General features: G+C 37.8%; 24 protein-coding genes. 17 read left to right on the top strand and 7 right to left on the bottom strand.

Annotated features, from left to right (window positions below):
- The first annotated feature begins 1 nt into the window (after position 1).
- The 8 genes from EMK97_RS06690 (at position 2) to EMK97_RS06655 (ending at position 9,966) form a co-directional block, all read left to right on the top strand.
- Positions 2–1,216, top strand: a complete 1,215-nt coding sequence (locus EMK97_RS06690; RefSeq protein WP_130600592.1) for an IscS subfamily cysteine desulfurase — start codon at positions 2–4, stop codon at positions 1,214–1,216.
- A gap of 75 nt (positions 1,217–1,291) precedes the next feature.
- Positions 1,292–1,675 (top strand): Fe-S cluster assembly scaffold IscU, encoded by a 384-nt coding sequence (gene iscU / locus EMK97_RS06685; protein ID WP_130600590.1) that lies wholly within the window; start codon positions 1,292–1,294, stop codon positions 1,673–1,675.
- 12 nt (positions 1,676–1,687) lie between these two features.
- Positions 1,688–2,011, top strand: coding sequence for an iron-sulfur cluster assembly protein IscA (iscA, locus tag EMK97_RS06680; protein ID WP_130600588.1), 324 nt, complete (start codon positions 1,688–1,690; stop codon positions 2,009–2,011).
- Positions 2,012–2,173: 162 nt separating this feature from the next.
- Positions 2,174–2,677, top strand: coding sequence for a co-chaperone HscB (hscB, locus tag EMK97_RS06675; protein ID WP_246028900.1), 504 nt, complete (start codon positions 2,174–2,176; stop codon positions 2,675–2,677).
- A 57-nt stretch (positions 2,678–2,734) separates the two neighbouring features.
- Positions 2,735–4,597 (top strand): Fe-S protein assembly chaperone HscA, encoded by a 1,863-nt coding sequence (gene hscA / locus EMK97_RS06670; RefSeq protein ID WP_130600584.1) that lies wholly within the window; start codon positions 2,735–2,737, stop codon positions 4,595–4,597.
- A 3-nt stretch (positions 4,598–4,600) separates the two neighbouring features.
- Complete coding sequence (gene fdx / locus EMK97_RS06665) at positions 4,601–4,939, top strand: ISC system 2Fe-2S type ferredoxin (protein WP_130600582.1); 339 nt, start codon at positions 4,601–4,603, stop codon at positions 4,937–4,939.
- Between the two features lie 264 nt (positions 4,940–5,203).
- Entirely contained in the window at positions 5,204–9,355 is a 4,152-nt protein-coding gene (locus tag EMK97_RS06660; protein WP_130600580.1) for an RHS repeat-associated core domain-containing protein, read from the top strand.
- 20 nt (positions 9,356–9,375) lie between these two features.
- Positions 9,376–9,966 (top strand): ankyrin repeat domain-containing protein, encoded by a 591-nt coding sequence (locus EMK97_RS06655; protein WP_170176730.1) that lies wholly within the window; start codon positions 9,376–9,378, stop codon positions 9,964–9,966.
- Positions 9,967–10,265: 299 nt separating this feature from the next.
- On the opposite strand, the gene EMK97_RS06650 is transcribed toward EMK97_RS06655, so the two are convergent.
- On the bottom strand, positions 10,266–11,096 hold the full coding sequence (locus tag EMK97_RS06650; RefSeq protein ID WP_130600576.1) for a LysR family transcriptional regulator: 831 nt from the start codon (positions 11,094–11,096) through the stop codon (positions 10,266–10,268).
- Between the two features lie 126 nt (positions 11,097–11,222).
- Between EMK97_RS06650 and maoP the strand changes: the two genes are divergently transcribed.
- From maoP to EMK97_RS06620, 6 genes are all read left to right on the top strand, one after another.
- Complete coding sequence (gene maoP, locus EMK97_RS06645) at positions 11,223–11,564, top strand: DUF413 domain-containing protein (RefSeq protein WP_130600574.1); 342 nt, start codon at positions 11,223–11,225, stop codon at positions 11,562–11,564.
- A 341-nt stretch (positions 11,565–11,905) separates the two neighbouring features.
- Positions 11,906–12,952 (top strand): glutathione synthase, encoded by a 1,047-nt coding sequence (gene gshB, locus EMK97_RS06640; RefSeq protein WP_130600572.1) that lies wholly within the window; start codon positions 11,906–11,908, stop codon positions 12,950–12,952.
- Entirely contained in the window at positions 12,936–13,154 is a 219-nt protein-coding gene (locus EMK97_RS06635; protein WP_130600570.1) for a hypothetical protein, read from the top strand. The genes gshB and EMK97_RS06635 overlap by 17 nt, the downstream gene beginning before the upstream one ends.
- A 245-nt stretch (positions 13,155–13,399) precedes the next feature.
- Positions 13,400–14,374, top strand: coding sequence for a hypothetical protein (locus EMK97_RS06630; RefSeq protein WP_130600568.1), 975 nt, complete (start codon positions 13,400–13,402; stop codon positions 14,372–14,374).
- Positions 14,375–14,871: 497 nt separating this feature from the next.
- Positions 14,872–15,321, top strand: coding sequence for an ATP-grasp domain-containing protein (locus tag EMK97_RS06625; protein WP_484177344.1), 450 nt, complete (start codon positions 14,872–14,874; stop codon positions 15,319–15,321).
- On the top strand, positions 15,305–17,296 hold the full coding sequence (locus EMK97_RS06620) for a flavohemoglobin expression-modulating QEGLA motif protein (RefSeq protein ID WP_130600566.1): 1,992 nt from the start codon (positions 15,305–15,307) through the stop codon (positions 17,294–17,296). The genes EMK97_RS06625 and EMK97_RS06620 overlap by 17 nt, the downstream gene beginning before the upstream one ends.
- Before the next feature lie 105 nt (positions 17,297–17,401).
- On the opposite strand, the gene speA is transcribed toward EMK97_RS06620, so the two are convergent.
- Both speA and speB read right to left on the bottom strand, forming a co-directional pair.
- Positions 17,402–19,327, bottom strand: coding sequence for a biosynthetic arginine decarboxylase (gene speA / locus EMK97_RS06615; RefSeq protein WP_130600564.1), 1,926 nt, complete (start codon positions 19,325–19,327; stop codon positions 17,402–17,404).
- Positions 19,328–19,337: 10 nt separating this feature from the next.
- A complete protein-coding gene (gene speB / locus EMK97_RS06610) occupies positions 19,338–20,276 on the bottom strand; it encodes an agmatinase (RefSeq protein ID WP_130600562.1) in 939 nt (312 codons plus the stop codon).
- A 133-nt stretch (positions 20,277–20,409) separates the two neighbouring features.
- Between speB and EMK97_RS06605 the strand changes: the two genes are divergently transcribed.
- Together EMK97_RS06605 and speE are read left to right on the top strand one after the other, a co-directional pair.
- Positions 20,410–21,372, top strand: a complete 963-nt coding sequence (locus tag EMK97_RS06605; RefSeq protein ID WP_130600560.1) for an adenosylmethionine decarboxylase — start codon at positions 20,410–20,412, stop codon at positions 21,370–21,372.
- Complete coding sequence (gene speE / locus EMK97_RS06600; protein ID WP_130600558.1) at positions 21,362–22,222, top strand: polyamine aminopropyltransferase; 861 nt, start codon at positions 21,362–21,364, stop codon at positions 22,220–22,222. Before EMK97_RS06605 ends, speE begins: the two co-directional genes overlap by 11 nt.
- A 153-nt stretch (positions 22,223–22,375) precedes the next feature.
- Here the strand turns inward: speE and EMK97_RS06595 are convergent, their stop codons facing one another.
- Positions 22,376–23,284, bottom strand: a complete 909-nt coding sequence (locus EMK97_RS06595; RefSeq protein WP_246028899.1) for a LysR family transcriptional regulator — start codon at positions 23,282–23,284, stop codon at positions 22,376–22,378.
- A 79-nt stretch (positions 23,285–23,363) separates the two neighbouring features.
- On the opposite strand from EMK97_RS06595, the gene EMK97_RS06590 reads away from it, so the two are divergent.
- On the top strand, positions 23,364–24,308 hold the full coding sequence (locus tag EMK97_RS06590; RefSeq protein ID WP_130600556.1) for a cysteine hydrolase family protein: 945 nt from the start codon (positions 23,364–23,366) through the stop codon (positions 24,306–24,308).
- A gap of 163 nt (positions 24,309–24,471) precedes the next feature.
- Here the strand turns inward: EMK97_RS06590 and EMK97_RS06585 are convergent, their stop codons facing one another.
- From EMK97_RS06585 to EMK97_RS06575, 3 genes are all read right to left on the bottom strand, one after another.
- On the bottom strand, positions 24,472–24,843 hold the full coding sequence (locus EMK97_RS06585; RefSeq protein ID WP_130600554.1) for a hypothetical protein: 372 nt from the start codon (positions 24,841–24,843) through the stop codon (positions 24,472–24,474).
- Between the two features lie 94 nt (positions 24,844–24,937).
- Positions 24,938–25,924: a PD-(D/E)XK nuclease family protein gene (locus EMK97_RS06580; RefSeq protein WP_170176729.1), complete on the bottom strand. Its 987-nt coding sequence runs from the start codon at positions 25,922–25,924 to the stop codon at positions 24,938–24,940.
- 170 nt (positions 25,925–26,094) lie between these two features.
- Positions 26,095–26,922 (bottom strand): hypothetical protein, encoded by an 828-nt coding sequence (locus EMK97_RS06575; protein ID WP_130600550.1) that lies wholly within the window; start codon positions 26,920–26,922, stop codon positions 26,095–26,097.
- Between the last annotated feature and the right edge of the window lie 15 nt (positions 26,923–26,937).

Below are 26,937 nucleotides of genomic sequence, written 5' to 3'. Positions count from 1 at the left end.
AATGAAGCTTCCTATTTACTTTGATTACTCTGCTACAACACCTGTTGATAAACGCGTAGCAGAAAAAATGATGCAATATATGACCACTGAAGGGCATTTTGGTAATCCTGCCTCGCGTTCTCATAAGTTTGGTTGGCAAGCCGAAGAAGCGGTTGATATTGCACGTAATCAGATTGCTGAATTAATTAATGCTGATCCTAGAGAAATCGTCTTTACTTCAGGGGCAACAGAATCAGATAACCTTGCTATTAAAGGTGCAGCAAACTTTTACAGTAAAAAAGGTAAGCACATTATTACCTGTAAAACAGAGCATAAAGCCGTATTAGATACGTGTCGTGAATTAGAGCGTCAAGGCTTTGAAGTGACGTATCTTGACCCGGAAGAAAATGGCTTAATTGACTTAAATAAGTTAAATGAAGCGATGCGTGATGACACAATTTTAGTGAGTATTATGCATGTAAACAATGAAGTGGGTGTGATTCAAGATATTGCTGAAATTGGTGAAATGTGTCGCGCTAAGAAAATTATTTTCCATGTTGATGCCGCGCAAAGTGCTGGCAAAATCAACCTTGATATGCAGCAAATGAAAGTCGACTTATTGTCTATTTCAGCGCATAAAATGTATGGCCCTAAAGGTATTGGTGCTTTATACGTACGTCGTAAACCGCGTATTCGTTTAGAGTCACAAATGCATGGCGGTGGTCATGAGCGTGGTATGCGCAGCGGTACCTTAGCAACACATCAAATTGTTGGTATGGGCGAAGCATGTCGTATTGCTAAAGAAGAGATGGCGCAAGATTTAGAGCACGTAACAAAAATGCGTGACAGATTATGGGCCGGCATTAGCTCAATGGAGCAAGTGTTCGTTAATGGTGATTTTGATAAACGTTATGCAGGTAACTTAAATGTTAGCTTTAACTTTGTTGAAGGCGAATCACTTATTATGGCGTTAAAAGACTTAGCGGTATCATCGGGTTCAGCCTGTACATCGGCAAGTTTAGAGCCTTCATATGTATTACGTGCTTTAGGCTTAAACGATGAAATGGCGCATAGCTCTATTCGCTTTAGTTTTGGTCGATTCACCACAGAAGAAGAAATTGATTACGCGATTGACTTAATTCAAAAATCAATTGGTCACTTACGTGATATGTCACCGCTTTGGGAAATGTTCAAAGACGGTATTGATTTAGACTCAATCGAGTGGGCAGCGCACTAATAACGTGCCTGAGAAATAAATTTTTGCTAAGTGACAAAATATAGCGTGTTGCTTAGTTCAAGCTAGGAGAGTGTTATGGCTTACAGTGAAAAGGTTATTGATCATTATGAGAACCCACGTAACGTTGGTTCAATGGATAAGAATGATCCATCAGTAGCAACAGGTATGGTGGGTGCACCTGCATGTGGCGATGTAATGAAGTTGCAACTTAAGATATCAGACGAAGGTATCATTGAAGATGCTAAGTTTAAAACTTATGGTTGTGGCTCTGCTATTGCCTCTAGCTCACTTGTTACTGAGTGGGTTAAAGGTAAATCAATTGAAGAAGCAGGCGAAATAAAAAATACTGAAATTGCAGAAGAATTAGCATTACCTCCGGTAAAAATTCACTGCTCAATTTTAGCTGAAGATGCAATCAAAGCGGCTATTGACGATTACCAAAGCAAACACGGTAAGTAGCAGGAGAATCTCATGTCTGTAACCATGACTGCTGCTGCTAATGAGCGCGTAAAGTCTTTTATGGCAAACCGAGGCAAGGGCTTAGGTTTGCGCTTAGGGATTAAAACGACAGGATGCTCAGGTTTGGCTTATGTTCTGGAATTCGTTGATGAGCTAAATGAAGATGATGAAATGTTCTCAATTGATGATGTTAACATTATTATCGATGCAAAAAGCTTAGTTTACCTTGAAGGTATTGAGTTAGACTTCGTTAAAGAAGGTCTCAATGAAGGCTTCAAGTTTATCAACCCGAACGCCAAAGGCGAATGTGGTTGTGGCGAAAGCTTTAACGTTTAGCGCATTTAATAAAACGCTAAATCGTATTTAATTAGTAAAAGCACTCTTTAGTGCTTTTACTTTGTTTAGCTAGTAAGTAATTTGCTAGCTAAACAAAGTAAAAATATTTACTCAACTTATGCTTGCTGGATATACACTGTGAATTACTTTCAACTTTTTGATATGGAAACTTCATTCGAAGTCGATCTTAATCAGCTTTCTTCAACTTATCAGCAGTTGCAAAAAACAGTGCACCCTGATCGTTTTGCTCATGCTTCATCACAAGAACAATTAATCGCCGTGCAAAAATCTGCCGAGATTAATGATGCTTATCAAGTACTAAAAGAACCACTAAAGCGTGCTGAATATTTGCTAACACTTCGCGGTGTCGATATGCCTGACGAGCAAAATACCTATGGCGATACCAGCTTTTTGATGCGCCAGATGGAGTTAAGAGAAATGCTAGAAGAGGTTGCTCATGCTGATGATATTGACGCGGCGCTGTTTGCCTTACAAGAAGAGCTAGCAACCGAGTATCAAGCAATTTTTACTCAACTACAGCAGCAAATTACCGAAAACAGCAAAGAGTCTAATAGCTTAGCATGTGATAATTTGCGTAAGTTAAAGTTTTATCAAAAATTGAACGTAGAAGTAGAGCGCTTAGAAGACACCTTGTTTGATGATTAAGCCCCTTAAACTGTTTCACTTTACTTTTTTCATTAAAAATCGACATTAAGAAAAGCCATGGCCTTATTACAAATTGCAGAACCTGGTCAAAGTACCGTTCCTCATGAGCACAGATTAGCTGCCGGAATAGATTTAGGCACAACAAATTCACTGATTGCCAGTGTGCAAAGTGGTAGCACGAAAACCTTAATTGATAGTGACGGCAGTGATATTGTGCCATCTATTGTTAGCTATCAAGAAAACGAAACTTTAGTAGGTAAGGCTGCTCAAGCGTTAACTGTAAAAGATGCGAAAAATACCATTACTTCTGCTAAACGTTTAATTGGTCGCTCTTTAACTGATATTCAAAGCAAATATCCATCATTACCTTATGAGTTTTGCGGTGATGAAAATCACCCAGAAATTATGACTCGTAAAGGCGCTGTTAATCCGGTACAAGTTTCTGCACAAATCTTGAAAACACTTAATGCACGAGCTGAAGCTAGCCTAGGTGGCGAATTAACGGGTGTGGTAATTACCGTACCTGCGCACTTTGATGATGCGCAAAGACAAAGCACAAAAGATGCTGCTAAATTAGCGGGCCTTAATGTATTACGTTTGCTTAATGAGCCAACAGCAGCTGCCGTAGCCTATGGTTTAGATTCTGGTCAAGAAGGTGTTATTGCCGTTTATGATTTAGGTGGCGGTACCTTTGATATTTCCATTTTACGATTAAATAAAGGCGTATTTGAAGTATTGGCAACGGGTGGTGATTCAGCGTTAGGTGGTGACGATTTTGATGTTGCTATTGTTGATTACTTAGTTGAAAAAGCAGAACTTGCTCGCCCATTATCACCAGAAATTGAACGTCAGTTAATGCAGCAAGCCTGTTTTGCTAAAGAACAATTAACGGATAACGAGCAAGTCGAGATTGAATTAGCGCTTGAAAATGGCGCTTGGTCTCATACATTAAATAAGCAAACCTTTGAGCAGCTGGTCTCTAGCTTAGTTAACAAAACACTTCGCGCTTGTCGTCGCAGCTTAAAAGATGCGCAAATTAGTGTTGATGAAGTGATTGAAGTTGTTATGGTGGGTGGCTCAACTCGCGTGCCGCTAGTACGTGCAGAAGTTGAGAAATACTTTAAAAAGACACCATTAACTTCAATTGACCCAGATAAAGTGGTTGCTATCGGCGCTGCTATTCAAGCTGATATTTTAGCGGGTAACAAGCCTGATAGTGATATGTTGCTACTGGATGTTATTCCACTCTCGCTTGGCTTAGAAACCATGGGCGGCTTGGTAGAAAAAGTTATTCCACGCAATACCACGATACCTGTGGCGAAAGCACAAGAGTTTACCACCTTTAAAGATGGTCAAACGGCGATGGCAGTACACGTACTTCAAGGTGAGCGAGAGTTAGTTGATGATTGTCGTTCACTGGCTCGTTTTGAGCTAAGAGGTATTCCAGCAATGACAGCAGGCGCTGCGCATATTAGGGTAACATTTAAAGTGGATGCTGATGGTTTGCTTTCTGTTTCAGCAATGGAAAAATCAACCGGTGTTGAATCAAGCATAGAAGTGAAGCCTTCATTTGGCTTAGATGACAGTAAAATTAGCCAAATGATCAAGGACTCAATGAGTAACGCCGCGGAAGATATGCAGGCACGCATGCTTAAAGAGCAGCAAGTAGAAGCCGCTCGTGTGATTGAGTCTGTACAAGCAGCACTTGCCACTGATAAGGCGTTATTAACGGAAGATGAAGTTAATACCATAGAGAAAGATTTAAAAGCCTTAGCCACCATTAGCCAAGGCAGTGAAACAAAAGCAATAGAAGATGCTATTGAAGTAGTAAACCAAAGCACGGCAGTATTTGCCGAGCGAAGAATGGATAGTTCGATTAGTAAAGCGCTATCTGGTCAATCTGTAGATAAGGTTAAATAAACAATGCCAAAAATTATATTTTTACCTCATGAAGAGCTATGCCCAGATGGTGCAGTAGTTGAGGCTGAACAAGGTGAAAGCGTATTAAATGTCGCACTTAAAAATGACATTGGTATTGAGCATGCTTGTGAGAAAGTGTGTGCTTGTACCACATGCCATGTCATCATTCGTGAAGGTTTTGACTCAATCGAAGAAAGTGATGAGCTAGAAGATGATATGCTTGATAAAGCATGGGGTTTAGAGCCAGAATCTCGCTTAGGCTGTCAAGCGATTGTTGAAGATGAAGACCTAGTGGTAGAAATTCCTAAATATACTGTGAATATGGTTTCTGAGAACCACTAGTGATTTAAACAGATAAGTATTTTTAAAGGGCAATAACAGCAATGTTATTGCCCTTTTTTGTTAGCTCTAACTCAAAGTCGGAGGTTAGTATAAGTAGATTATTGGCGTTACCTCTAGGTTTTATATTGTATGCAATTTGTTTCTTTGTTATGGTTAATCGGCTAGGGAAGGTGAATAGTAGAAGTATTGTTTTCAAGGTATAGCAATTGAAAGCAATAACTCACTATTTTTGTATTTCTATCAATTAATTTAATAAGGATATTTATGAACTTTAGAATAAAGTTACTTTTGCTAACTGTATTTGCTGTAGTAATTTCTTTTTCTGAGAAGTCAAGTGCAGGACCTGTAGGAGTCAAAAATTGCCAAACTCGATACACTAACTCCGGAGGAGGTAATGTATCCCAAACAGTCTGTTGGTGGACTTTATACCACATAGAAGGTGGAGGCTCAGGTGGTTCTGACTCTGGCGGCTCAAGCGGTTCTGATTCTGGAGGCGGTGGCGGTAGTGGTGGAAGTACATCAACTACAACTCCTACAACACCACCAACTGAAAGTAGCTGCGGTGGTAATCCTGTTTTAATTGCCTCTGGTAAAAAATATCAGCATAGCATAGATCACCAATCAGTAAACCCGTGGTTGAATGTCGAGCGCTTTTATAGTCAAACTCAAAATAATATAGGCATGTATGGTCATAAATGGATGAGCAACCATGACCTTAGTTTGATTATTCATCGTAATGATGATGGTGAGCCTACAAGTGCCATGCTTAATCGTCCCGATGGCAGCAATATTTATTTACTTTATAATAGCTCTGACGAAAATTGGTTTCATTTAGATGGACAATTTGCAGCCTTTGGCTTTTCTGATGAGGCTCAACTCTGGCTTTATCAAGCGCCTAATGGTATTACAGAAAATTACTCTAACCAAGGTCAACTTATTTCTCGTTTTAATGCGCAACGTCAAGGTGCATTCTATCTATATGAGGAAGGTGATTTAGTTGAAGTTCAAACAACGAGTGGCCAATCATTGCTCATTGAGTATAACGAGCAAGGGCTCGTGTCAATTATCAAGGTTGGTGGTGTTAACTATCAATACAGCTATACCCCTGAAAATTTGTTGGAAACTGTTATTCAAGCAGATAATACTCACTATAAATATGGTTATAATGATGAGCGATATCAAGGAGTATTAACTAGCGTTCATATTAACCATAAACTCTATGCACAATGGGAATATGATGATAAAGCTCGTGCGATATATAGTGAGCATGCTGGTGGTGCAGAACGCACCGAGTTTACTTATCATGATAATAACAGCACAACAATTAAGAACGCCTTAGGCAAAGAAACAACTTACCATTTTACAACGGTTAATGGGAAAAAATTACCAGAATTAGTAGAAGGTCATGAGTCTGGTAATTGTTATGCTGCGCATAAGGTGTATAGCTATGATGAGTACGGTAACAAAGATAAAATTACTGACTGGCAGGGTAATATTACAGATTATGATTTTAATAGCCGGGGGTTACTTGAGCAGAAAGTTGAAGCGTTTGGTACTGTTAATGCTCAAACAACTCAATACCAGTGGCATTACCAATATCCATTGCTACTTAACACGATAACAGATCATATAACGACCGATTTTGTATACGATGATAACTTTAGGTTAATTACTAAAACTATTACATCGAAAAGCACTGGCAATATTCGCCAATGGCACTATAGCTATGAATTACATGATAACGGTAATGTTGCGACGAAAGTTATTGATGGTCCGCAAATTGGTAATATGGACACTGTAACGCATGAATATGATGAACAAGGGAATTTACTTCGAGTGATAAATGCACTAGGTCATCGCCAACAGTATGGTAATTACAATGCTTTGGGCAAAGCAGGCTATAAAATTGATATTAATGGCGTAAAAACCACCTTTAAGTATGATAACAAAGGTCGATTAGTCGAGTCTAAAATTAAAGTGCCAGGAAAAGACAATCGAATAACTAAGTTTAGCTATAATAGTTTAAATCAGCTAATCGAAACTACTGCTGCAAACGGCGCCAAAACCTATTATCACTATAATGATGCTTTTCAAAAAGTAGGGCAAACTAATGCACTAGGCCATGAAATTAACTATACGTTAGATGCAGCAGGAAATGTACTAGAAAAAACAACGATAGCTGATGAAAAAGCATGGACATTTTCTGACTGCGAAATTAAAGCTGATAGCTCTGGTTGCTCTGTCACGGAGAAACTTATACAAGAAACTTTGTTTGATTCTAAGGTACAAAAATCCTACGATGCTTTGAGTCGTATTACACAAGTAAATAGAAACGGAGAGCTGGTTGGCAGCTTTACTTACGATGCCAATAATAACTTAACGCAAGCGAGTGATGGTGAAGGTAAAACAACCTATTATCAGTACGATAGCTTAAACCGTAAAATCGCTGAAACCGATGCAGATAATCAAACAACGTATTACCAATACAATAAGCAAAATCAAATTACAAAGATAACTGATGCTAGAGGGAATAATACTACCTATGTTTATAACGACTTTGGTGAACTGGTTGAGTTAAATAGTCCGGATAGTGGTATAAGTCATTATACTTATGACGCCGCGGGGAATAAAGTTAGCCATACTCGAGCTGACGGTACTACCTTAATTTTTAGTTATGATGTGTTGGGGCGTATCATTGCTACTCGTCATAATGAAACACAGTTATATCAATACAGTTACGATACGTGTGCAAATGGTATCGGAAAGCTATGTCAATTGACTGATATTAGTGGAGAAACTCACTATATTTACCATAAAACAGGTGAATTAAAATCTAAGTTTGTTACCTTGGCTGATAGTCAATATCAGTTAAATTATCATCATAATGAACTGGGATTAGTCAAAAAAATAACCTACCCAAGTGGCTTAAAAGTAAACTATCGTTACAATACATTAGGTCAAGTGATTAAAGTTAAAGCGAACAATGAAACCCTAATTAACCATGTTGCTTATAAGCCATTTGGTGGCATTAAATCATGGGTTTTTGGTAATGGTCAACAACGTGCTATTCAATACAATAATAAGCAACGCATTAGCCGAATTTTAGCTACAGGTGTGCAAGACTTGCGTTATCAGTACGATGGTGCAAGTAATATTATCTCGTTAGAAAATCTACGCTATGATCGTATTCACAACTTTGATTACGATGCATTAAATCGTTTAACGGTTATTGCGGGTAGCGAGTTTGCAAGTTATCAGTACGACAGCTTAGGTAATCGTATTACCGAAGAAAATTTTGCTAATAGTAGTCAGTACCATATAGCAACTGACTCTAACCGATTAGAGTCTATTACTGGGCCTAATGGCGAGCGAGTATTTACCTATGATGATAACGGTAATATGGTAACTGATATCACTGAAAATACTCACAAAACGTTTGTTTATAATGCTGAAAATCGCATGATTAAAAGTATTGTTAACGGGCAAGAAGCGCATTACCAGTATAATGCTCATGGCAAACGCGTTAGCAAAACCTTTGCTGATGGTACCGTTATTCATTTTATTTATGGTGCAGAGGGGCAATTATTAGCTGAAAGCCGTAATGGTACTATTATTAAAGAATATATTTATCTAAACGGACAACTAGTGGCTTTATATAATAAGCAATCATCAAAAAGCAAATCTGCAAAACATAAACAGAAAAAAAACGGTAAATCGTTTTTATATGTTCATAATGACCACTTAGGTCGACCTGAAATAGTCACCGATCGTCACCAAAATACCGTATGGCAAGCTCATAACCAAGCTTTTGGACGTGAGGTAATACGTGATGATATTGGTAACCTTAATATAGGCTTTCCGGGGCAATATTGGGATGAAGAAAAACACTCTTGGTATAACGGTTTTCGTGATTACGATGCAACTATAGGTAGATATTTACAAAGTGATCCGATAGGTGTTAACGGAGGTATTAATACCTATAACTATGTGTTAAGTAACCCGTTAACTTTTGTCGATATACTCGGGTTAGGACCTGCAGAAGGTGATACCGGTGGTGGCCCTGATGAAGGTGGAAGTAGTTCGCCATGTCAATCTCACCTTAACTCAAAACAAGTTAGCACTTTAACATTAATCGCACAATTACTCGAAACCTATAAAACCCAAACGAGTGTTTTGGCTGCAATTCAAAATGGTTATAATTTAGGTGATATATCTGCTGGTTTGTTAAAGGATACATTTATTTGGGGGCTGAAAGATATTCAAACATATCAACAGATAGGATTGCATGTAGGTAACCCTCAAGGGTCAGTAATACCTTGGCAAACTCTTAAAATAGACTGGAATCAATATGGAGCAAAAACTAAATCACCTGAACAAGTGTTGAAAACATTCATCAATGAGGTCAATAAACTATGAGATGCTTATTTATTATACTTATGATCTTGTCAACAAAGACTTTTGCTAATGGAAGTTTAGCCAATTGTATTAAGACAGAGCGAAACATTGAGGGAGAAGAGCTTATTAAAGTTAAGCTGTATCTTTCTGGTAAATCTAAAAGAGGGGAATATTGGCAAAGTGATGGCATTTTGGCAGCTGAAATAGGTGATATTGCTTTCATAAAAAATAGCAATTCGTCAGAAGTTTATTTTGATGCACTTTATGTAGCTCTATCAAGTAAACCAGAACTATATGATGAAATTATCAGTCTATTTCCAGACATTAATGAGCGTTCAAGTTATGGCGTTACGCCATTAATGATGGCAGTTAGCTGCAACAGAGTAGAAATAGTTAAAAAGTTAATCTCTCAAGGGGCTGATGTTAACCTTAAAGTTCCGCCTGATAACTATGATTCATTGATTTTTGGTGTGTTTACACAAAACCCTACTTTGGTTAATTTACTTATTGAGCAAGGTGCTAACTGTAAAGATTCAATTTTATCAAATGGTTTATCTGTTTTAGGTGTTGCAGAAAAAACCTCAACTGCTGAAGTTGTCAATCTGATAAAGCAGTGCTTAGTAAAAGAATAGAGCGTTAGTTTTTTTGAAGAGATTAAGTAGAGCCTCACGCTCTAATTATGAGGTTCTACTTGAGCTTTTTAGTTAATCATTTAGTTGTAAAGTAATAATGAAGAATTGAGGTATTGTTACAACAGCAAATGAAACAAGTGCGTTTGTTATTTCTGCTATATGGTAAATGAGATCAGATACACATGAATGAAGTAAGTCTAAGCAGCTATAAAAACTATAGGTATTAACGGAGGCATTAATACCTATAACTATGTGTTAAGTAACCCGTTAACTTTTGTATCTGCTTTTTAACCTGTAAGCTACTGTATTGTCAGTAATAAACGCTTGAATTGATTAATTAACTCTTTGTTGTTATTACTTTTCTTATATACCATAAAAATGGGGCGCTTAATTTGTACGGGAGCGTCTATTTCAAATAAGGTTTTGCTATTAAGTTGCTCTGTAATGAACTCAGTTGGTAAGTAGGCAAAGCCTCCTTTAGATAGCATCACTTCCAGCGCAATCATCGCAGTTGATGTTTTAAAGCTAGGAATTACTTTATGATGAAGCGCATGTTCTTTATGAAAGGTTATTCCCCAGTCAACTAAAATGTAATCTTCAACCTCTTTATCAAAATTAGCGCGGCTGCCAACTAAAGAAAGATCAAAATGGCCTATTAATTCATTGCTAAAGCCATCATCTTTGATTGGATCCATTAATAAGCCAACATCAAGTGTTCTATCGTCTAGTTTTCGCTGAATTGCATCAAGCACAGATATCTCCGTGCCTAGAGCAACATTTTCAAATATCTCAATAGCCTCATGGATGCGGTAACTAAAAAAAGCATCCCACACGTTAGGTGTTGCCGCGATATTAAAAGCAATTTTTTGCTGATTGGCAATTGAGATGGATAATTTTGACTGCTCCAGTTGACTTACCATTAGGTAAGCGTGAGCCAGTAGTGATTCGCCTGACGGGGTTAATCGTAAGTTGTTTTTCTCGCGAATAATTAGTTGGGTTGCATAAAATTCTTCAAGTTGTTTAATACGAGCACTAACCGCTGCTTGTGTTATGTATAAATTTGTTGCTGCCTTGCCAAAGTGTTTGTTTTCCGCCACGGCAATAAAGGTTTTAAATACTCGAATATCCATAAATCTACTCAAATTAACTTGATGGCTTTAATGTAAAGAAAAGTTATCGGTGCGACAAATATTTTTTGATTTTCAATGGCGAGAATTTTTCATACATTCGAGAAAACTTTTTTTAGGTGAAGAATTATGGAAACATTAATTAGAAAAGGTAAGGCAACATTTTTTGGTGATCGTTCTTTCGCACATGGTATCTCTCGTAGCGGTCATTTTAATAAACGCGAGTCTGAAGAATTAGCAATCTATGGGGCAACGTTAGAAGGCTTACATCAGGGAACATTATTTCCCGAAAATGAAGAAGAATCTCAGTTTATTATGGAAGTACAGCAAGCAGGTGAAGGCCAGTTATACTTAAGCAACTTATGGAAAAAGTATTTAAGAGCGGTTGAAAAGAGCCGAGTGCATCATGGTTTTTCTAGAAGCCATGGTAGAACAAGAGATATCAATAGTAACGAGCATCTTTTTATTTAACCTCAGCTTCACATAAGCCATGCGTTTCTAGCAGTTATTTTACTGACTTCTTCGTTATTTTGAAGAGAAATAGCCAGCTATTTCTGCTTCAAAAAGCCTTGAATTCAGGCAAAAATATCTAGCTAGAAATCATAAGTAGCTATAACCTATTGACTTTTCTAGATTTGGTGCTGTTTCTTATGCGGGCATGAGGTTATGTGAGCTGATTTGAGAATTGCTATCCATAGATATTTTTTAAGGTAACGATAATTATTTTTTTGCAGTAAATAAGACAAGTTTTCTGTATGCTCCGGCAAAAATAACGATACTAAATTAATGTATCCCTGATTTGAGCTAAGCCAATGAAAATTTGTTTTATTATGTACCCTTGGTCTGATATTGAGCCTGAAACAGATTCAACATTACGATTAATTCATGAATGTGTAAAACGCGGGCACACCGTGGCTATTTCAACGGTAAATAACCTTACCATTCGTGATAGTGTCGCCAGTGCCTTTTGTGATGTTTTTACTAAGAAAACAAAATATTCAGATAATGTGGTGAGTTTTTATAAAACGGCTGACTTTAAGCGTGCACAATTGCCTTTAGCAGGCTTTGATGCCGTTATTATGCGCGCCAACCCTCCGTTAGATACCTTGGCATTAAACTTCCTTGATTCGGTGCGTGGTGATACCTTTATCATGAACGACCTGGACGGCTTGCGTGTTGCCAACAATAAAATTTACACGGCATCGTTTCAAGATACTGAAAGTGAGTTTATTCCTGCCACTCATGTATCAAAAAATCGTGACTATTTAGAGCGCATTTTTGATGAATCAGATAGCGACAAAATGATTTTGAAGCCTCTTGACGGCTATGGCGGTAGAGGTGTTATTGTTTTAGAAAAAAGTGCTCGGCAAAGTTTTAGATCTCTACTTGATTTTTATATTGGTGGTGATGAACAAGGTAAGGGTAGTAACTATGTTATTTTACAAGATTATGTTCATGGCGCGCATGAAGGTGATGTTCGTATTTTAATGTTAAATGGTGAACCCATTGGTGCGATGAAACGAGTACCGGCCACAAATGATGTTCGTTCAAATGTTCATGCTGGCGGAAAAGTCGTTAAGCATAAATTAACCGCACAAGAGAAAAAGCTATGTAAATACATAGGTCCTAAGCTGGTTCGAGATGGCTTATACTTTACTGGTATTGATGTTATTGGCGGTAAGTTAATTGAAGTCAATGTAATGAGCCCAGGTGGTATCGTTAGGATTAATAAGCTAAATCGCGTCAAGCTGCAAGCGCAAGTGATCGACTTTGTTGAAAGTGTGGTGCAGGCTAAAGAGTTTGTTATGAACCGAAAAACCGAATTTAGACAGGTTATTGAAGATGCTAACGCTATCTGATGAAGAATGCATTCAGCTGATTAAAAAGCGTAAATGCTTTCATGCTGAAGTTAATGGTGGCTCGTTTATTGTCAAAATAGACGAGTACACGCCGTTAATATGCGCGGCAATTCATAATGGTCAGAGGTTGCGCGCTGAGCTAAGTAAATTATTTTTACTGTCTAAACAAGAAAAGTTTTATAAAGAAGAGCTTTGTATATAGAGGAATACTTTTCACTTTAAAAAAAAGCTTTAGCTTTATGTAAATATCCACTCTAAAAGCTAAAAAGCCAAAAGCCAAAAGCCAAAAGCCAAAAGCCAAAAGCCAAAAGCCAAAAGCCAAAAGCATAAAGAATAGCTTGTGAACGGGTCTAGTATTATCTTAACTCTCAGCTTGACACTTTATATTTCAATTACTAGGCTTTTGAGGATGTCAGGAACTATAAACTTAAATTAAGGATAATTTATATGCAAATATTTAAGCTAATTATTGCTTTACTCTACTTCTTACCTATGCTGCTTCTAGCAAATATATTACCTGAGGATTTTTTGATAGAAGGGGTATCTATTAATTACCATGAAGACTTAAAAAGATATAACAACTCTTACGATATGGATAACATTGCGATATGCAATAGTAATTCAGTAAAGGTTGAACTTTGTAAACAGCTATTCCCTGATGGACAGATTTACTTAGATACATACAAAAATAAAGCTTACTTAATAAGCGAAAACTTTGAACTCTCTAAAATCAAAAAGAAAAGTTTAAAGATATTTACGCAAAAACTTTTAGAGTACATTGAGGAAGCATCATTTATAAAAAAAAAGTCTCTAGTGTCACATGACCATAACTTAAACCTTTTGCAAGAAGAAATAAAACAAGGGCAGAATTTTGATATATTTCAGGCAGCTGATTCTTACCCTTCAGACTGGTGCTCTTCATCCCCAGAGGTATTTCCGGGGGCTTGTAAGGCTCATGATTTTTGTTATGATTCGGGGGTAGACAAAAGAGCTTGTGACGACGCATTTAAATTAAATATGATGAATCAAGTAAGGTACTTTAAATCAAGAAACCCAGAAAAGACTTTAGAGTATTTATTGTTGGTTGATTTGACTATTGTGTATCATACTGCTGTAAAGTGGTCTCAAGCTGCATGGGATGCATTTTGTGCCGCGACACCAAATCCTAGTGAACAAGTAGCCTGCCAAGAGAATGCTAGAGCAATTGCCATAGCAAGCTTTATGAATGAAGCTGAAAAATTAGGTGAAAGATTTAGTACATTTACAGGAACTACGTTCTATGATGATGGTACTGGTCAAGGAGGTAGAGGTGAACCTAGCTCTAAAAGGTATAGATTTACATGTGAAGTATGGATTGTGCTTACTAATGGCATTGCCACAGGAACATATACTTCAGGCTGCAATTACATTATTTTAGATTAGTATCAAATTCTATTTCCGTACAATCTTGCACCAAATGCTATTTATTATAAATATAATGCAATAACTAAGAAATACGGGGAAAGCAGAGAATAGCATAATCCCTAATATAGGCTCTAGAATTTCTTTAGAGCCTATACCTAGTATATGTTGTCTAAATAATAGTGAAAAAAGTTGTCCAGCTAGCAAACCTAAGATTCCAATTAATACATAATTCTTATCGTACATATACAATAAATATGGAAATAATAACATTCCTGCATAATAATAGGGAGAATCCCAGGGTTCATTAGTGCTAAAGAGTAACTGAGAAAAGCTCCACATTATGATGCCTAGGCAGAATCCGAAAAATATTATTTTTTGAGGTTTACTCATATTTACCTCTGATAAGCTTTTATAGCAAAAATTAAGTGTAAATAATTAATATAGCAAATGTATTTATGCTAACCAATATTTCTATATTGTTGTAATGTTTTCACAAGGTACATGTTTACCTCAGGTTGCTATTACCTCGTAGTAACTATGTTATTTTACAAGATTATGTTCATGGCGCGCATGAAGGTGATGTTCGTATTTTAATGTTAAATGGTGAACCCATTGGTGCGATGAAACGAGTACCGGCCTCAAATGATGTTCGTTCAAATGTTCATGCTGGCGGTAAGGTGGTTAAGCATAAATTAACCGCACAAGAGAAAAAGCTATGTAAATACATAGGTCCTAAGCTGGTTCGAGATGGCTTATACTTTACTGGTATTGATGTTATTGGCGGTAAGTTAATTGAAGTCAATGTAATGAGCCCAGGTGGTATCGTTAGGATTAATAAATTAAATCGCGTCAAGCTGCAAGCGCAAGTGATCGACTTTGTTGAAAGTGTGGTGCAGGCTAAAGAGTTTGTTATGAACCGAAAAACCGAATTTAGACAGGTTATTGAAGATGCTAACGCTATCTGATGAAGAATGCATTCAGCTGATTAAAAAGCGTAAATGCTTTCATGCTGAAGTTAATGGTGGCTCGTTTATTGTCAAAATAGACGAGTACACGCCGTTAATATGCGCGGCAATTCATAATGGTCAGAGGTTGCGCGCTGAGCTAAGTAAATTATTTTTACTGTCTAAACAAGAAAAGTACCATGAAGAAGCTCCTTATACAGACGAGCTCCTGTCTTCTTTTCCAATTCAGTTAATTGCTAATGACTCGCGCTTTGAGTATGACTTAAATCGCGCTAAGGCGTTATCAACGTACTTTAAAAGAGCAAATCAAAAACAAATTTGGCAAAAGTCATTAACACCAAAACAGCGTTTAATCAGTCATCAAAAGCATGAGTCTTTTTATAAGGTGCTCGAAGCGATAGTTTCAGTGATTGAAAAGCAATTTGGTAACGCCATTGTTTTTGATATTCATTCGTATAATTACAAACAACGAGATGAAAATACGCCCACATTTAACATTGGCTCTGAGCAAATTGATGTTGAACGCTGGGGGCAGGTCATTAAGCACTTTGAGCGTCAGCTCAATAAAATTGAATTACCTAACCTTGATGTGAGTGCAGAAACCGACAAGGTTTTTCATGGTAGAGGTTATTTTATTTCCCATATCAATGCGCATTTTGACAATACCTTAGTATTGCCAATTGAAGTAAAAAAAGTCTTTATGGATGAAAACTCAGGTGAGCTTTATCCGCTTGTGCTAGAGGAGCTCAAATCTGGTTTTAAAAATGCAATTGGTGAATCGGCTGCATTTTTTATGCGTCGTTATACTAAGAAAAAAAGCACGCAAAAAGCAGATATGCTCTCGTCCAATATTAGCCCTGAATTATTAGCGCTGGATAAAAAGCTATTTTCGCTATGCAAAAGTGTTGAGACATTAAATTATATTAATCCGATAAATTTGCTCGCGCAAAAAAATCGTTTTTTAAAGAAAAATAGTTATATCTCGCCAAACTTTAACTACAAGCAACTGAATATAAACCCTTATAAATTTCGTGAGCATTTATATAAGTTGCCGGTAGATGATGTCGCTGATGCCGGGATTCAGCAACTTTACCGTCATGTTATTGATAATTTAGCCAGTAAAATTGATTTGTTGGCATCTATTGGTACTGATGATTTTGTTTATAACTCGCTGAAATACTATGGTGAGCCAAATCATACTGACATAGCCAATGCTCAATTTTTACTGCATATCAATGATGAGCAAGAGGAAGATGATCAGCTTTATTTTAATGCCGATGAGGCGGTTGATTATTTCGCCGACCAGGCAAAAGCTTGGGGGCTTAAGTGTAAGGTAGAAAAGTCAGCAAAGATTGTTGCCAAAGCCATGGTCAATAATGAAAAAGCCTTATTATTAATCAATAAGGATGCGCAGTTTAGCAAAAAAGAGTTACACGCATTTGCTTATCATGAGTTAGGCATTCATATGCTGACCAGTATTAATGCTAAAAAGCATCCGTTAAAAGTATTTAGTTTAGGTTTAACAGGGAATACTCATACTCAAGAAGGTATTGCCATATACAGTGAATATTGCTCTGGTAGTTTAACAATACAAAGATTAAAAAGTTTAGCGCTTAGGGTGATTGCTGTTCAGTACATGTTAGAGCATGGCGACTTTGTTAAAACTTATCATGCCTTGATGAATGATTTTTCATTGGCAAAAGAGGTTGCTTTTACCTTAACAACGCGAGTGTATCGAGGTGGTGGCTTTACCAAAGATTATTTATATTTAACGGGGCTTAGAGATATCTTAAAGGTAGTGAAAGAGCAGCCGCTAGATAACTTATTAGTGGGTAAAACCGGCTTACTTGATTTTGATGTTGTTTCTGAAATGGTCGAGCGCGGTATGTTAGAAAAGCCCATACCTTTGTTTGATATTAGCTATGCATCCTCAGGGGATAAAGTGCTTAATTTTATAGTTAATTCAATAAAGTAGTAAATAGTTAACTGAATAAGTGATGAGATAAAAAATGGGAAATAACCGTGTTGTTATTTCCCATTTTTCATTTTAGTTACCTGAATTTTCTATGCATTGAGCAAGCTACTTAAGATAAGTGTAACCACGCAAACAATCTTCATAAAAGTCGATTAAATCCACGCCTTCACGCGGCTTTATTTGCCCTTGTTGAATTTTTCTATCAATGGCTCGTTTTACTGATTGCGCCATAATTTCTGGCGTATATTGCATAGTTGATAAGACATTTTCCATCGAGGAGCCTTTTACTACTTCCTCAATGTAAAAATCTTTTGGATCATCATCATAACTCACAATATGTACCTCATTTAAGCGGCCAAATAAGTTATGCATGTCGCCCATCACATCCTGATAAGCACCCGTTAAAAATAAGCCGATAAAATAATCTTCATCTTTATTTAACTTATGCAAAGGCACATTATTAGCAACGGTTTCATCACCGATAAACTTATCAATTTTGCCATCACTATCACAGGTAATATCCACTAAACTACAGAGTTTACTTGGCTTTTCATTCAACCTTGAAATAGGCACAACCGGTAGCACTTGCTCAATTGCCCATGAATCTGCCGCAGATTGAAACACAGAAAAGTTGGCTAAATACTGAGAGGATAGCAATTCAGGAATTTCTTTTAGCTCTTCAGGAATAAAGTTGAGGTGCTCAGTAATGCTCTCAATAGCATTAAGAGTACTCCAGTAAAGGGTTTCTGTTTTTGCGACCTCTTCAAGGGATAATACCCCAAGCTTAAATGCCTGTATTGCTTGCTCTTTTAAAGGAACAATATGGTTGTACGCTTCTTGATAATTATCATCATTTAGTCCTTGGTAGATATCACGCATATTGGTAACAATAATGTGCTCGCCCGTGACCTTTTTGGTTGGAAATTGCGTCCCGCCCGGGTTAATTTCACCAATAACTTTAGTAACTACACAAGAGTGATGCGCGGTAATTGCCCTGCCACTTTCGCTAACTAAATGCGGATGTGGTACCGATTGCAAATCACAGTTTTGTTTAAAGCCGGTGACAATATCAGCAACGTATTGGCTTAAGTCGTAGTTACAGGAAGAATCATTAGTGGACTGTGAGCCATCGTAATCGACAGCTAGGCCACCGCCAACGTCAACATATTGAATCGGCACGCCGCGCTTGATTAATTGCGTGTATACCGTGGCTGCTTCTTGCACCGCTTCTTTAATGGCGCGAATATCGGTTAATTGGCTACCAATATGAAAATGCAGTAACTGTACGCAATCAAGTAGATTTTCCTGCTCGCATAAGCTAATCGCGGTTAATATTTCACCTATACTTAAACCAAATTTAGCGCGCTCGCCGCTTGAGCTTTCCCACTTACCACGACCTTTGACCATCATTTTAATGCGCAGGCCGATAATTGGTCTAACATCCATAGATTTAGCGAGCTTTACTAGCATGTTAAGTTCGCTAAACTTTTCAATCACGATAACTACTTTACGGCCAATTTTTCTGCCCAGTAAGGCTAAGCGCAGGTACTCTTCATCTTTGTAGCCATTTAAAATGGTTAGTGAATCATTGTTGGTGTTGTATGCTAAAGCGGCGGCTAATTCAGGTTTTGAACCCGCTTCTAGGCCATAGTTAAAGCGATTACCGACATCAACGATTTCTTCAATAACCTCGCGCATTTGGTTAACTTTTACCGGGAATACACCAAAGTACTTGCCTTCATAATCACTGTCTTCAATGACACTACGAAAGGTTTTATTTATTAGCTCTACTTGCGAGCGTAAAATATCGTGAAAGCGTATTACTGCAGGAAAGGCAATGTTTTTCGCCTGCATTTCATCAATCACTTCACGCATATTAATTTTCAAATTCGCTTCGTTGTAGCGAGGAACAACCATTAAGTTGCCACACTCGCCAATATCGAAATAGCCGTTACTCCAGCGTTTTACCCGGTAAAGCTGTTCTGCGTCAGCTATGCTCCAGGCTTTTTTTTGATTTGTTGGTTTGCTCATAAGAAGGCTCTCACTGGTGGTTTTCGTTTAAGCAAAGAATAAGTTCACGTACAACTTTGGCGGCAAAAACATCGCTATTGCCTGTGCTATCAATTTCAGGTGACAGTTCAACGACATCACAGCCAACAAAGTTTTTCTTGCGCAGTATTTTGCACAAGCTAACAAAGGAATGAAAATCTTCACCGCCTGGCTCAGGTGTGCCAGTGCCGGGGAAAAAGCTAGGATCAAAGTAATCTAAGTCAAAAGTGAGATAAATAGGCCGAGTGTTAGCGATTTTCTCCACACTTGCTAAAAAGGCTTGTCGGCTTTGTTTTAGCGTATTGTGTTGTGACATCCACTGGTATTCTTCTTTAGTACCTGAGCGAATACCGTATTGAATTAACTGGTGCTGTTCACCAAAGTGATCTAAAGCGCGGCGCATAATGGCAGCATGCGAGTAATGAAACCCTAAGTAACCATCACGTAAATCTGCATGGGCGTCTAGGTGAATAACCACTAAGTCTGGGTATTGTGCTAAATAGGTTTTTAGCGGCGCATAAGAAATTGAATGCTCACCGCCTAAGGTCAGCACTTTAATATGATTATTTTTTATCTCGGCATCTGAAAACAGCTGGAAAAAGTCATCGGTCGCCGTTTGCCATTGCGCTGCAATGGTGGCGTGTTCACTGCCTTGTTCATCTACCTGAGTTGATAAATTGCCTAAATCATAAAAGCTGACATCTTCTAAATCCAAGTCTAGATAAGGCGAATAAGACTCAATACCGTCTGATACGGCGCGCAGTGCCTCAGGCCCAGCTTTAGTGCCTTTGCGAAAGCATGCTGTGCCATCAAAACCAAAGCCGATTAGGTGAACTGCATTTGCATGAATGTCATTTGTTGTTTTGCTGCACTCATAGGGAATGGCGGCAGCTTCAAGAGAGATATTTACTTTTTTAACCTTGCTCAACATCTCACAACCTTAGTCAAGTTTAAATTGGCGGCATAATATCAGTAATTAAATCTTAGGTAATAGCAATTTTTATTCCCAAAAAATAAAAAAATTTGTAAAATTGTCTACTTTTGTTTTTTATGGGGTGCCTAAGGTGTACTTTGAAGGCTCTGAAAAAAAGGCGGAGATTATTATTGATAGTGAGCAGATGTCCTTGCTCAAAGATATTGACGATAGTTTTTGGGCAACACTGGTTGAACAATGCCACGCAAAAATTCTTTCAACTATCAGTAATCAAACTTGCAAAGCCTTTTTATTATCTGAATCAAGCTTATTTGTTTGGGCTGATCGTATTGTAATTTTAACCTGCGGGGTAACTAAGTTAGTTAACTCAGTAGAATATTTTATTGCGCAAATTGGTCAAGCAAAAATTAAGCAGGTTATTTATCAACGTAAAAACGAATATTTTTCTCATGAGCAGCTTAGCTGCTTTGGTGATGATATTAAGTTATTAAGCCAATATGTTGAGGGTAAAGCGTTACGTTTTGGTGAGCTAGATAGCCATCATACTTATGTTTTTCATCAAGATAATGACTTTACCGCGAGTAGTACAGATAAAACGTATGAGCTGTTGGCCTATCAAATTAGCTCACAAGCATCTATTGCTTTAACTACGCCCAATTTATCTGCTCAAGAGATTCGCTCATTTTTAGCGATTGATGAATTATTAGATGGTTTTATCATTGATGATTTCGTTTTTCAGCCCTTTGGCTACTCGCTTAACGCCATTAAAGATAATGATTATTTAACCATTCATGTGACACCACAAGAAAGTAGTAGTTATGTGAGTTTTGAATCGAACCTTAATTTACTGGCGATGGCACCGAAAATTTTAGCGATTTTATCACCGGCATCATTTGATATTTTAACCTTTAATGAAGCTGATTTTCATGGGCTAACCTTAAAGCATATCCCAAGTGACTATGTCAGCCAGTCATTGGTGCAAAGTGAGCTAACTAACGGTTACCAAGTCGCCTTTGCTAATTTTATTAAGCCACAAACTAGCTATAGCCAAGCAAAAATTATTGATATTAACGGAGAAAACCATGCACTCTGATCTTTGGATAGAAGAAAAATTTTCAGACTTTTTAGGCCTTAGAATTAAAGTAGAAAAAGTGTTGTTCTCTGGTAAAAGTGAGTTTCAATCAGTTGATGTGGTAGAAACCAAAGGCCATGGCAAAATGTTGCTTAATGATGGTTTGATCATGGTAACAGAGCGTGATGAATTTGCTTATCACGATATGATTGCTCATGTGCCGTTATTTGTTCATCCGAACCCGAAAAATGTTTTGGTGATAGGCGGTGGCGACGGTGGCACGGCTCGTGAGGTATTACGTCATGCCAGTGTTGAAAAATGTACTATGGTGGAAATTGATGCCATGGTGGTTGACGCCTGTAAAGAGCATATCCCGCAAACATCAAAAGACCTAGAACACCCGAAAATGAATTTAATTATCGGCGATGGCGTGAAGTTTGTTAACGAAACCACGGAAAAGTTTGATGTGATTATTGTGGACAGTACCGACCCAATAGGGCCAGCGCAACCGCTTTTTGGTGAAGCCTTTTATCAAGACGTTTATAACTGCTTAGCGGATGATGGTATTGTTGTTTCGCAAGGTGAGTCGTCATGGTATGCCATGGATATTCAGCAATCGTTACTAAAGGTATTAAACTCGGTATTTCCTAACAGTTATTTATACAGCTTTAGTAACTTAACCTACCCAGGTGGCTTATGGAGCTTTACTTTTGCCTCAAAGCAGTATCATCCGTGTCGTGATTTTAACCCTGAGCGTGTTAGCGAAAGCGGCTTAAGCTTTGATTATTACAATGCCAATTTACACACAGCGGCGTTTGCATTACCAAGCTTTGCCCTTAACGGCTTAAAAGGGCTGATAGCTAACGATTAGCTGATACTGATAGTAGTTAAGATTTAAGATAAAAGTTAAGATAAAGTGATTCGGATAAAGGGGCAATAACATCAAGGTTATTGCCCCTTTTCTTGTTAAGCTCTGTGCTTCTGGCTAATGGCTAATGTGAAGCTGAGGTTAAATAAGGTTAGTTTAACAACGGGCAAGTTGCGCAAAAGCATCCTTTAATTTATTGACAAATAAACGCAGCACCAAGGGCAGTTGTTGTTGGTATGAGTGTAGGGCATAAACGTCACGTTTTTCTCCAGTAAAGCTCTCTAGCACAGGCAGCAAAATGCCCTTATTTAGTTCATCTTGTACAAAAATTGTAGGTACCAGCGCGATACCCATACCACATTTAACGCTGTTAATGGCACTGGTGGAAGTATTCATTTTTAGCTGGCGGTTAGACTGAAAATTTAGCTGTTTTCCTTGGCCATTAGTCAGTTGCTTTTTATTTTGCCATGGCAAGATGATCAGGCTTTGCTTGGCAAAGTTGTCTTCGTTAATGCTATCGACAGTGGCAATATATTTAGGGGAGGCAACTAATACGCTATCCAGTGTTCCGATTAAAATGGCATGATACGCGCTGTCTTGCTGCTCACCGACAGAAATTGCCATATCTAACTTGTGTTGTAGTAAGTCTAACCTAACATCTGTATAGCTTAGCTCAGGCAGTAATTTCGGGTATTGCTGACAGAGCTGAGCCATTATCGGCGTGACCAAAGGGGCGTCAAAGCCGTGCGGAGCTGTTATTGCCAATCTGCCTGATGGGCTGGACTCAAAATCACTTAATTCTTCCATTGAAAGCGTTAGTAGTTCGGTAAGTTGTTGACTCCGTTTGGCAAACTGTTGTCCTGCTGCGGTTAAATTAAGCTGGCGGGTGCTTCTGTTAAGTAATTTAACCCCAAGGCCAGATTCCAGCTGATTAATATATTGGCTTACCGATGATTTAGTATGACCTAAAGACTCGGCGGCAGCGGTGAAACTACCTTGCTTGAGCACCTCATCAAAGACCAGCATTTGGTAGGCTAAACCCTTTTGTTTATTTTTAATGAACATTTATTTCAATTTTTGCCTAATTATCTCTTGTTGTAATGACAATATACTAGCCATCGTCAATAAACAAGGAGACAAAAAAATGAATCAATCAATTAGACAAGCCGTTATGCAAGCAAGCCAACAGTGGATAGCAGATTTTAATAGCGGCAATTTTGCTGCCTGTTTGGCTCGCTATCAGGCCAAGGCGAGTATGTCTGTGTCCCCCTTCGGACGCTTTCAAGGTATTGAACAAATAAGTAGTTTCTGGACTGAGTTTGCGAAAAGTGCCCCTGCAGAGCTGGTGTATCGCAATGTTCAAATTAAGGTGTTAAATGAAAAGCAAGCGGTATTATCTGCAAACTGGAGCATGAATATTGCCAGTGGCTTTATCAGTAAAGAGCTTTGGAGCTTAGCTGACGATGGTCAGTGGTACTTACAAGAAGATGATTTTAGCGTGTTAACCCAGCTTGAACAGCCATTAGAAAAAGCTGAGCGCACCGCTTTGGTATTAGTTGATTTGCAAAATGACTATTATTCGGGCGGTAAGTTTGAGTTGCAAGGTATTGATGCCGCCACTGAGCAAGCAAGAATATTATTAACTCATTTTAGAGCCCATGATTTACCTGTGATTCACATTCAACATATTTTTAAAGACAGTGCTGCACCATTCTTTAATGAAAACACTCACGGTATTGAAATTGAAACACGTGTCGCGCCATTAGATGACGAGCCTGTTATTGTTAAACACGCTATTGATAGTTTTACCGATACTGACTTAGAGCAAACTTTAGTTGAATTGGGTATTGAAAAGCTAGTTGTTGTTGGCGCTATGGCGCAAGCTTGTGTACAAACCATTTGTCGCACGGCAACTTATAAGGGCTATGAGTGTGAAGTCATTGCCGATGCTATTGCTGCACCTCAGCTAACTCATCCAGTACAAGATTTTTCTGGTGAGCAGTTGGTTGCCGCTAACCTTATTTCATTATCATTTGGTGGTGCTCAGGCTTATGCGTTAAATGACTGGTTAGCTAAATATGGTAAGTAGCTTGTGATGTCTATGCTTATTAGCGCTGGCACTTCGTCAGGAATAAATAGCGTGTAGATACAAGTTGAGTGAAGCTGCTGATTAGTAGCTTCACTTTTGTTAGCTCTGATAGTTACCAGTTTTCAATGATAGAATGAAAGTTCAGATATAAGTTCTTGTTCGGTTACAGAGGAGCGGCTTTTTTAGACTCAGGTGCAGTAAAGTATATATAAATCATTAAAAGAATACTTGGGAAGCAAAACACTAAACCAGATCCCATAGATAGAATAACGGCCAAAGAGCCAAGACATAGCCCTCTAACCTTTAATTTTTTAGAAACGATATCATAATTAATCCAATAACCAGATATTTTAAAATAAAAGTACCAAGCAGCTACGCTAACTAAGGGGAGTAAAAATATAGTTACATCAGTTAATTTAAACCTAGTTTCATCACCAAATGTCACAATAGAGCTAAAAAGGATGATCAAAGTACCAGCCAAACCATAGCTTGATAAAATTGTGCAAATAATGCATATGATTGTTCTCGTATCCAATGAAGTAACCTCCGCCCATTAAAAGGCTATTTATAGTTGGTTAAAATATGTGAGGTATGAACAAAAGCCAACGGTTATGCTTTTGAGTGACTTGTTAATCAACGGACTGCACCGATGATAGCAAAGACTCTGCTGACTTTAATAAGTTAACCGTTTTTTGGAAGTCAATTTTATTGTCTGCATCCGTAATTCTATAATCATCACTATTTACGCAAACAGTCATATATGTCCCACTACCAAACCTTGCGGGCTTTTTAATCGTCAGCTCTGAAAAGCTAGTTGAATTATTTTTTAATAAACTATGCCAGCGAGAACGAAGTTCTCGTTTATCTTCGCCTTCACCAACCCAAATTTTGAAACAAAGCTTATCTTCTTCTAACTGCAAATATTGTTCACACTTACTATCTCCGTGCCAGTGCCACCAAAACCCGAGAAAACCTCCACTAGGATTTGCCACATAATCCCAATCACCTGCTTTTAACTCATCTTTTAAACGAGAGTAAAAGCCAACCCAACTATGCCAACCCCAATCAGAAATTGGTAGATGAATATAGCTATCTACTTTGCTTGAAATTTGTGAGAGGTGGTTTCGGTAATCTATTAGAATTTGATTTTCTCCGTCATACATGGATAAAACAGATATCATTTCATTTCGGAGAAACAGCGCATAACCATTTTTTAGTACCTTGGAGTAACAGCTTTGCTCTTCAGTTTTATAGTAGATTGGTAATATATTATTAATCTCATAATCTCTATTCTCAATTTCATTTAGGTAACGTTTTAGTTGCCCTGAATGATGTTTTGTACCTGTCTTATCTTCAATAATGATTGGGTATTCATTATTAATCACACATAAAACATCTATATGTTTATCTTGCTTTGTAATTTTTATATCCGTTATTTCGCTAGGGATTACTTTTGAGTGTTTCTCAAAAATTTTCGATATGAATTCTCTTGCACAATTATGAAGACTTAGATCTTCCGTAGAATATTCACATTTAGCCCAAGATAAGAACCAGCATATGAATGCATCTTGTGATAATTCACTTGTTGCAAATGAAAATATATTTGGAGTACTCATAATTACCTCGAGTTGCATAACAGTATTATGTAGACCTCACAGTAATGTCCGTCTACGACTATGCAGTTAAAGTAGCAGAAAAGATATGATTATCATACCTTTAAGTTGCTAGTAATTTAATTTTATTTTATTAAGAGAACTTTATAAGGTTGTTTATAAATAATGAACTATTAATCAGTGTTAGGCAGGTATTGATAATTTGAGAAGGTATCGTGTGATACTTCATCTATTTCAGTGAAAAAGGCAAAAGTGCCTTTCATTGCCATATCTTGTCGATAAGGTAACACCTGCTGGTTAATTTGGGTGAAGGTAAAGCTCAGTTTAAAGTCATCAATATTGGCAGTAAATATGGGGGAAAATGCTGCGTTATTGGTAATAGTTAGTGTTTCGATAAATTTAAGCGCTTTGTTGTACTGTAAGCTACCTTGTAGTTTGCTACTGGCAACATCGCCAAGTTGGGAAAGCAATACATCAAAGCTCATTTCAATATGCGCTTCATCCTCTTTTGTAAAGGTTAGCGTATCAAGCTGAATAATTTCTCTTAATGCTACGCTATAACTGTTTCCGGCACTTTTGTCTTTTTGTTGCTCAACTTTGTTTGCTATAAATGCTTCTATCTGCGCTTTAGTTGGCTTTTCTTTGTTGATGCGCAGTAATTGCCAAGGCGTTGCTGCGGTTTCTGATGGCTGGTAGCGTTCAATACTGCTGGTAACATCGCCTTCTTCATTCTCATATCTGGCAACCTCGAAAGACCAGTGGTTTTTCTTAGTCTGCTCAAACTTTTCAATAGCTTGCGTTACTTTTTGTTTAAGAGCTGTTGGTGACTGAACGGCGATTGTCACATCGGTTGCTTGCGCTGTGCTGAAAATAACAGGGCTAACTAATATGCTTGCCGCGATAATCATAAAGCTAAGTAGTGGCTTGAATGAGGTGTGATTTTTGTCAGTTTTCATGGGCTTGTTCTCGTGTAATTTAGTTGGCAATAGCAATTGAGCCATAGCCTAACCTGACAA

It is taken from the genome of Litorilituus sediminis (assembly GCF_004295665.1).
GTDB classification, from domain to species: domain Bacteria; phylum Pseudomonadota; class Gammaproteobacteria; order Enterobacterales; family Alteromonadaceae; genus Colwellia; species Colwellia sediminis.
Note: the sequence above shows the minus strand (reverse complement) of the source record. Positions and strands in the feature narration are given on the sequence as shown.

Bases quoted from the DNA above. Each gene is read 5' to 3' on its own strand.
- EMK97_RS06690 (WP_130600592.1), top strand. From the start codon at position 2: ATGAAGCTTCCTATTTACTTTGATTACTCTGCTACAACACCTGTTGAT.
- iscU (WP_130600590.1), top strand. From the start codon at position 1,292: ATGGCTTACAGTGAAAAGGTTATTGATCATTATGAGAACCCACGTAAC.
- iscA (WP_130600588.1), top strand. From the start codon at position 1,688: ATGTCTGTAACCATGACTGCTGCTGCTAATGAGCGCGTAAAGTCTTTT.
- hscB (WP_246028900.1), top strand. From the start codon at position 2,174: ATGGAAACTTCATTCGAAGTCGATCTTAATCAGCTTTCTTCAACTTAT.
- hscA (WP_130600584.1), top strand. From the start codon at position 2,735: ATGGCCTTATTACAAATTGCAGAACCTGGTCAAAGTACCGTTCCTCAT.
- fdx (WP_130600582.1), top strand. From the start codon at position 4,601: ATGCCAAAAATTATATTTTTACCTCATGAAGAGCTATGCCCAGATGGT.
- EMK97_RS06660 (WP_130600580.1), top strand. From the start codon at position 5,204: ATGAACTTTAGAATAAAGTTACTTTTGCTAACTGTATTTGCTGTAGTA.
- EMK97_RS06655 (WP_170176730.1), top strand. From the start codon at position 9,376: ATGATCTTGTCAACAAAGACTTTTGCTAATGGAAGTTTAGCCAATTGT.
- EMK97_RS06650 (WP_130600576.1), bottom strand. From the start codon at position 11,096: ATGGATATTCGAGTATTTAAAACCTTTATTGCCGTGGCGGAAAACAAA.
- maoP (WP_130600574.1), top strand. From the start codon at position 11,223: ATGGAAACATTAATTAGAAAAGGTAAGGCAACATTTTTTGGTGATCGT.
- gshB (WP_130600572.1), top strand. From the start codon at position 11,906: ATGAAAATTTGTTTTATTATGTACCCTTGGTCTGATATTGAGCCTGAA.
- EMK97_RS06635 (WP_130600570.1), top strand. From the start codon at position 12,936: ATGCTAACGCTATCTGATGAAGAATGCATTCAGCTGATTAAAAAGCGT.
- EMK97_RS06630 (WP_130600568.1), top strand. From the start codon at position 13,400: ATGCAAATATTTAAGCTAATTATTGCTTTACTCTACTTCTTACCTATG.
- EMK97_RS06620 (WP_130600566.1), top strand. From the start codon at position 15,305: ATGCTAACGCTATCTGATGAAGAATGCATTCAGCTGATTAAAAAGCGT.
- speA (WP_130600564.1), bottom strand. From the start codon at position 19,327: ATGAGCAAACCAACAAATCAAAAAAAAGCCTGGAGCATAGCTGACGCA.
- speB (WP_130600562.1), bottom strand. From the start codon at position 20,276: ATGTTGAGCAAGGTTAAAAAAGTAAATATCTCTCTTGAAGCTGCCGCC.
- speE (WP_130600558.1), top strand. From the start codon at position 21,362: ATGCACTCTGATCTTTGGATAGAAGAAAAATTTTCAGACTTTTTAGGC.
- EMK97_RS06595 (WP_246028899.1), bottom strand. From the start codon at position 23,284: ATGTTCATTAAAAATAAACAAAAGGGTTTAGCCTACCAAATGCTGGTC.
- EMK97_RS06590 (WP_130600556.1), top strand. From the start codon at position 23,364: ATGAATCAATCAATTAGACAAGCCGTTATGCAAGCAAGCCAACAGTGG.
- EMK97_RS06580 (WP_170176729.1), bottom strand. From the start codon at position 25,924: ATGAGTACTCCAAATATATTTTCATTTGCAACAAGTGAATTATCACAA.
- EMK97_RS06575 (WP_130600550.1), bottom strand. From the start codon at position 26,922: ATGGCTCAATTGCTATTGCCAACTAAATTACACGAGAACAAGCCCATG.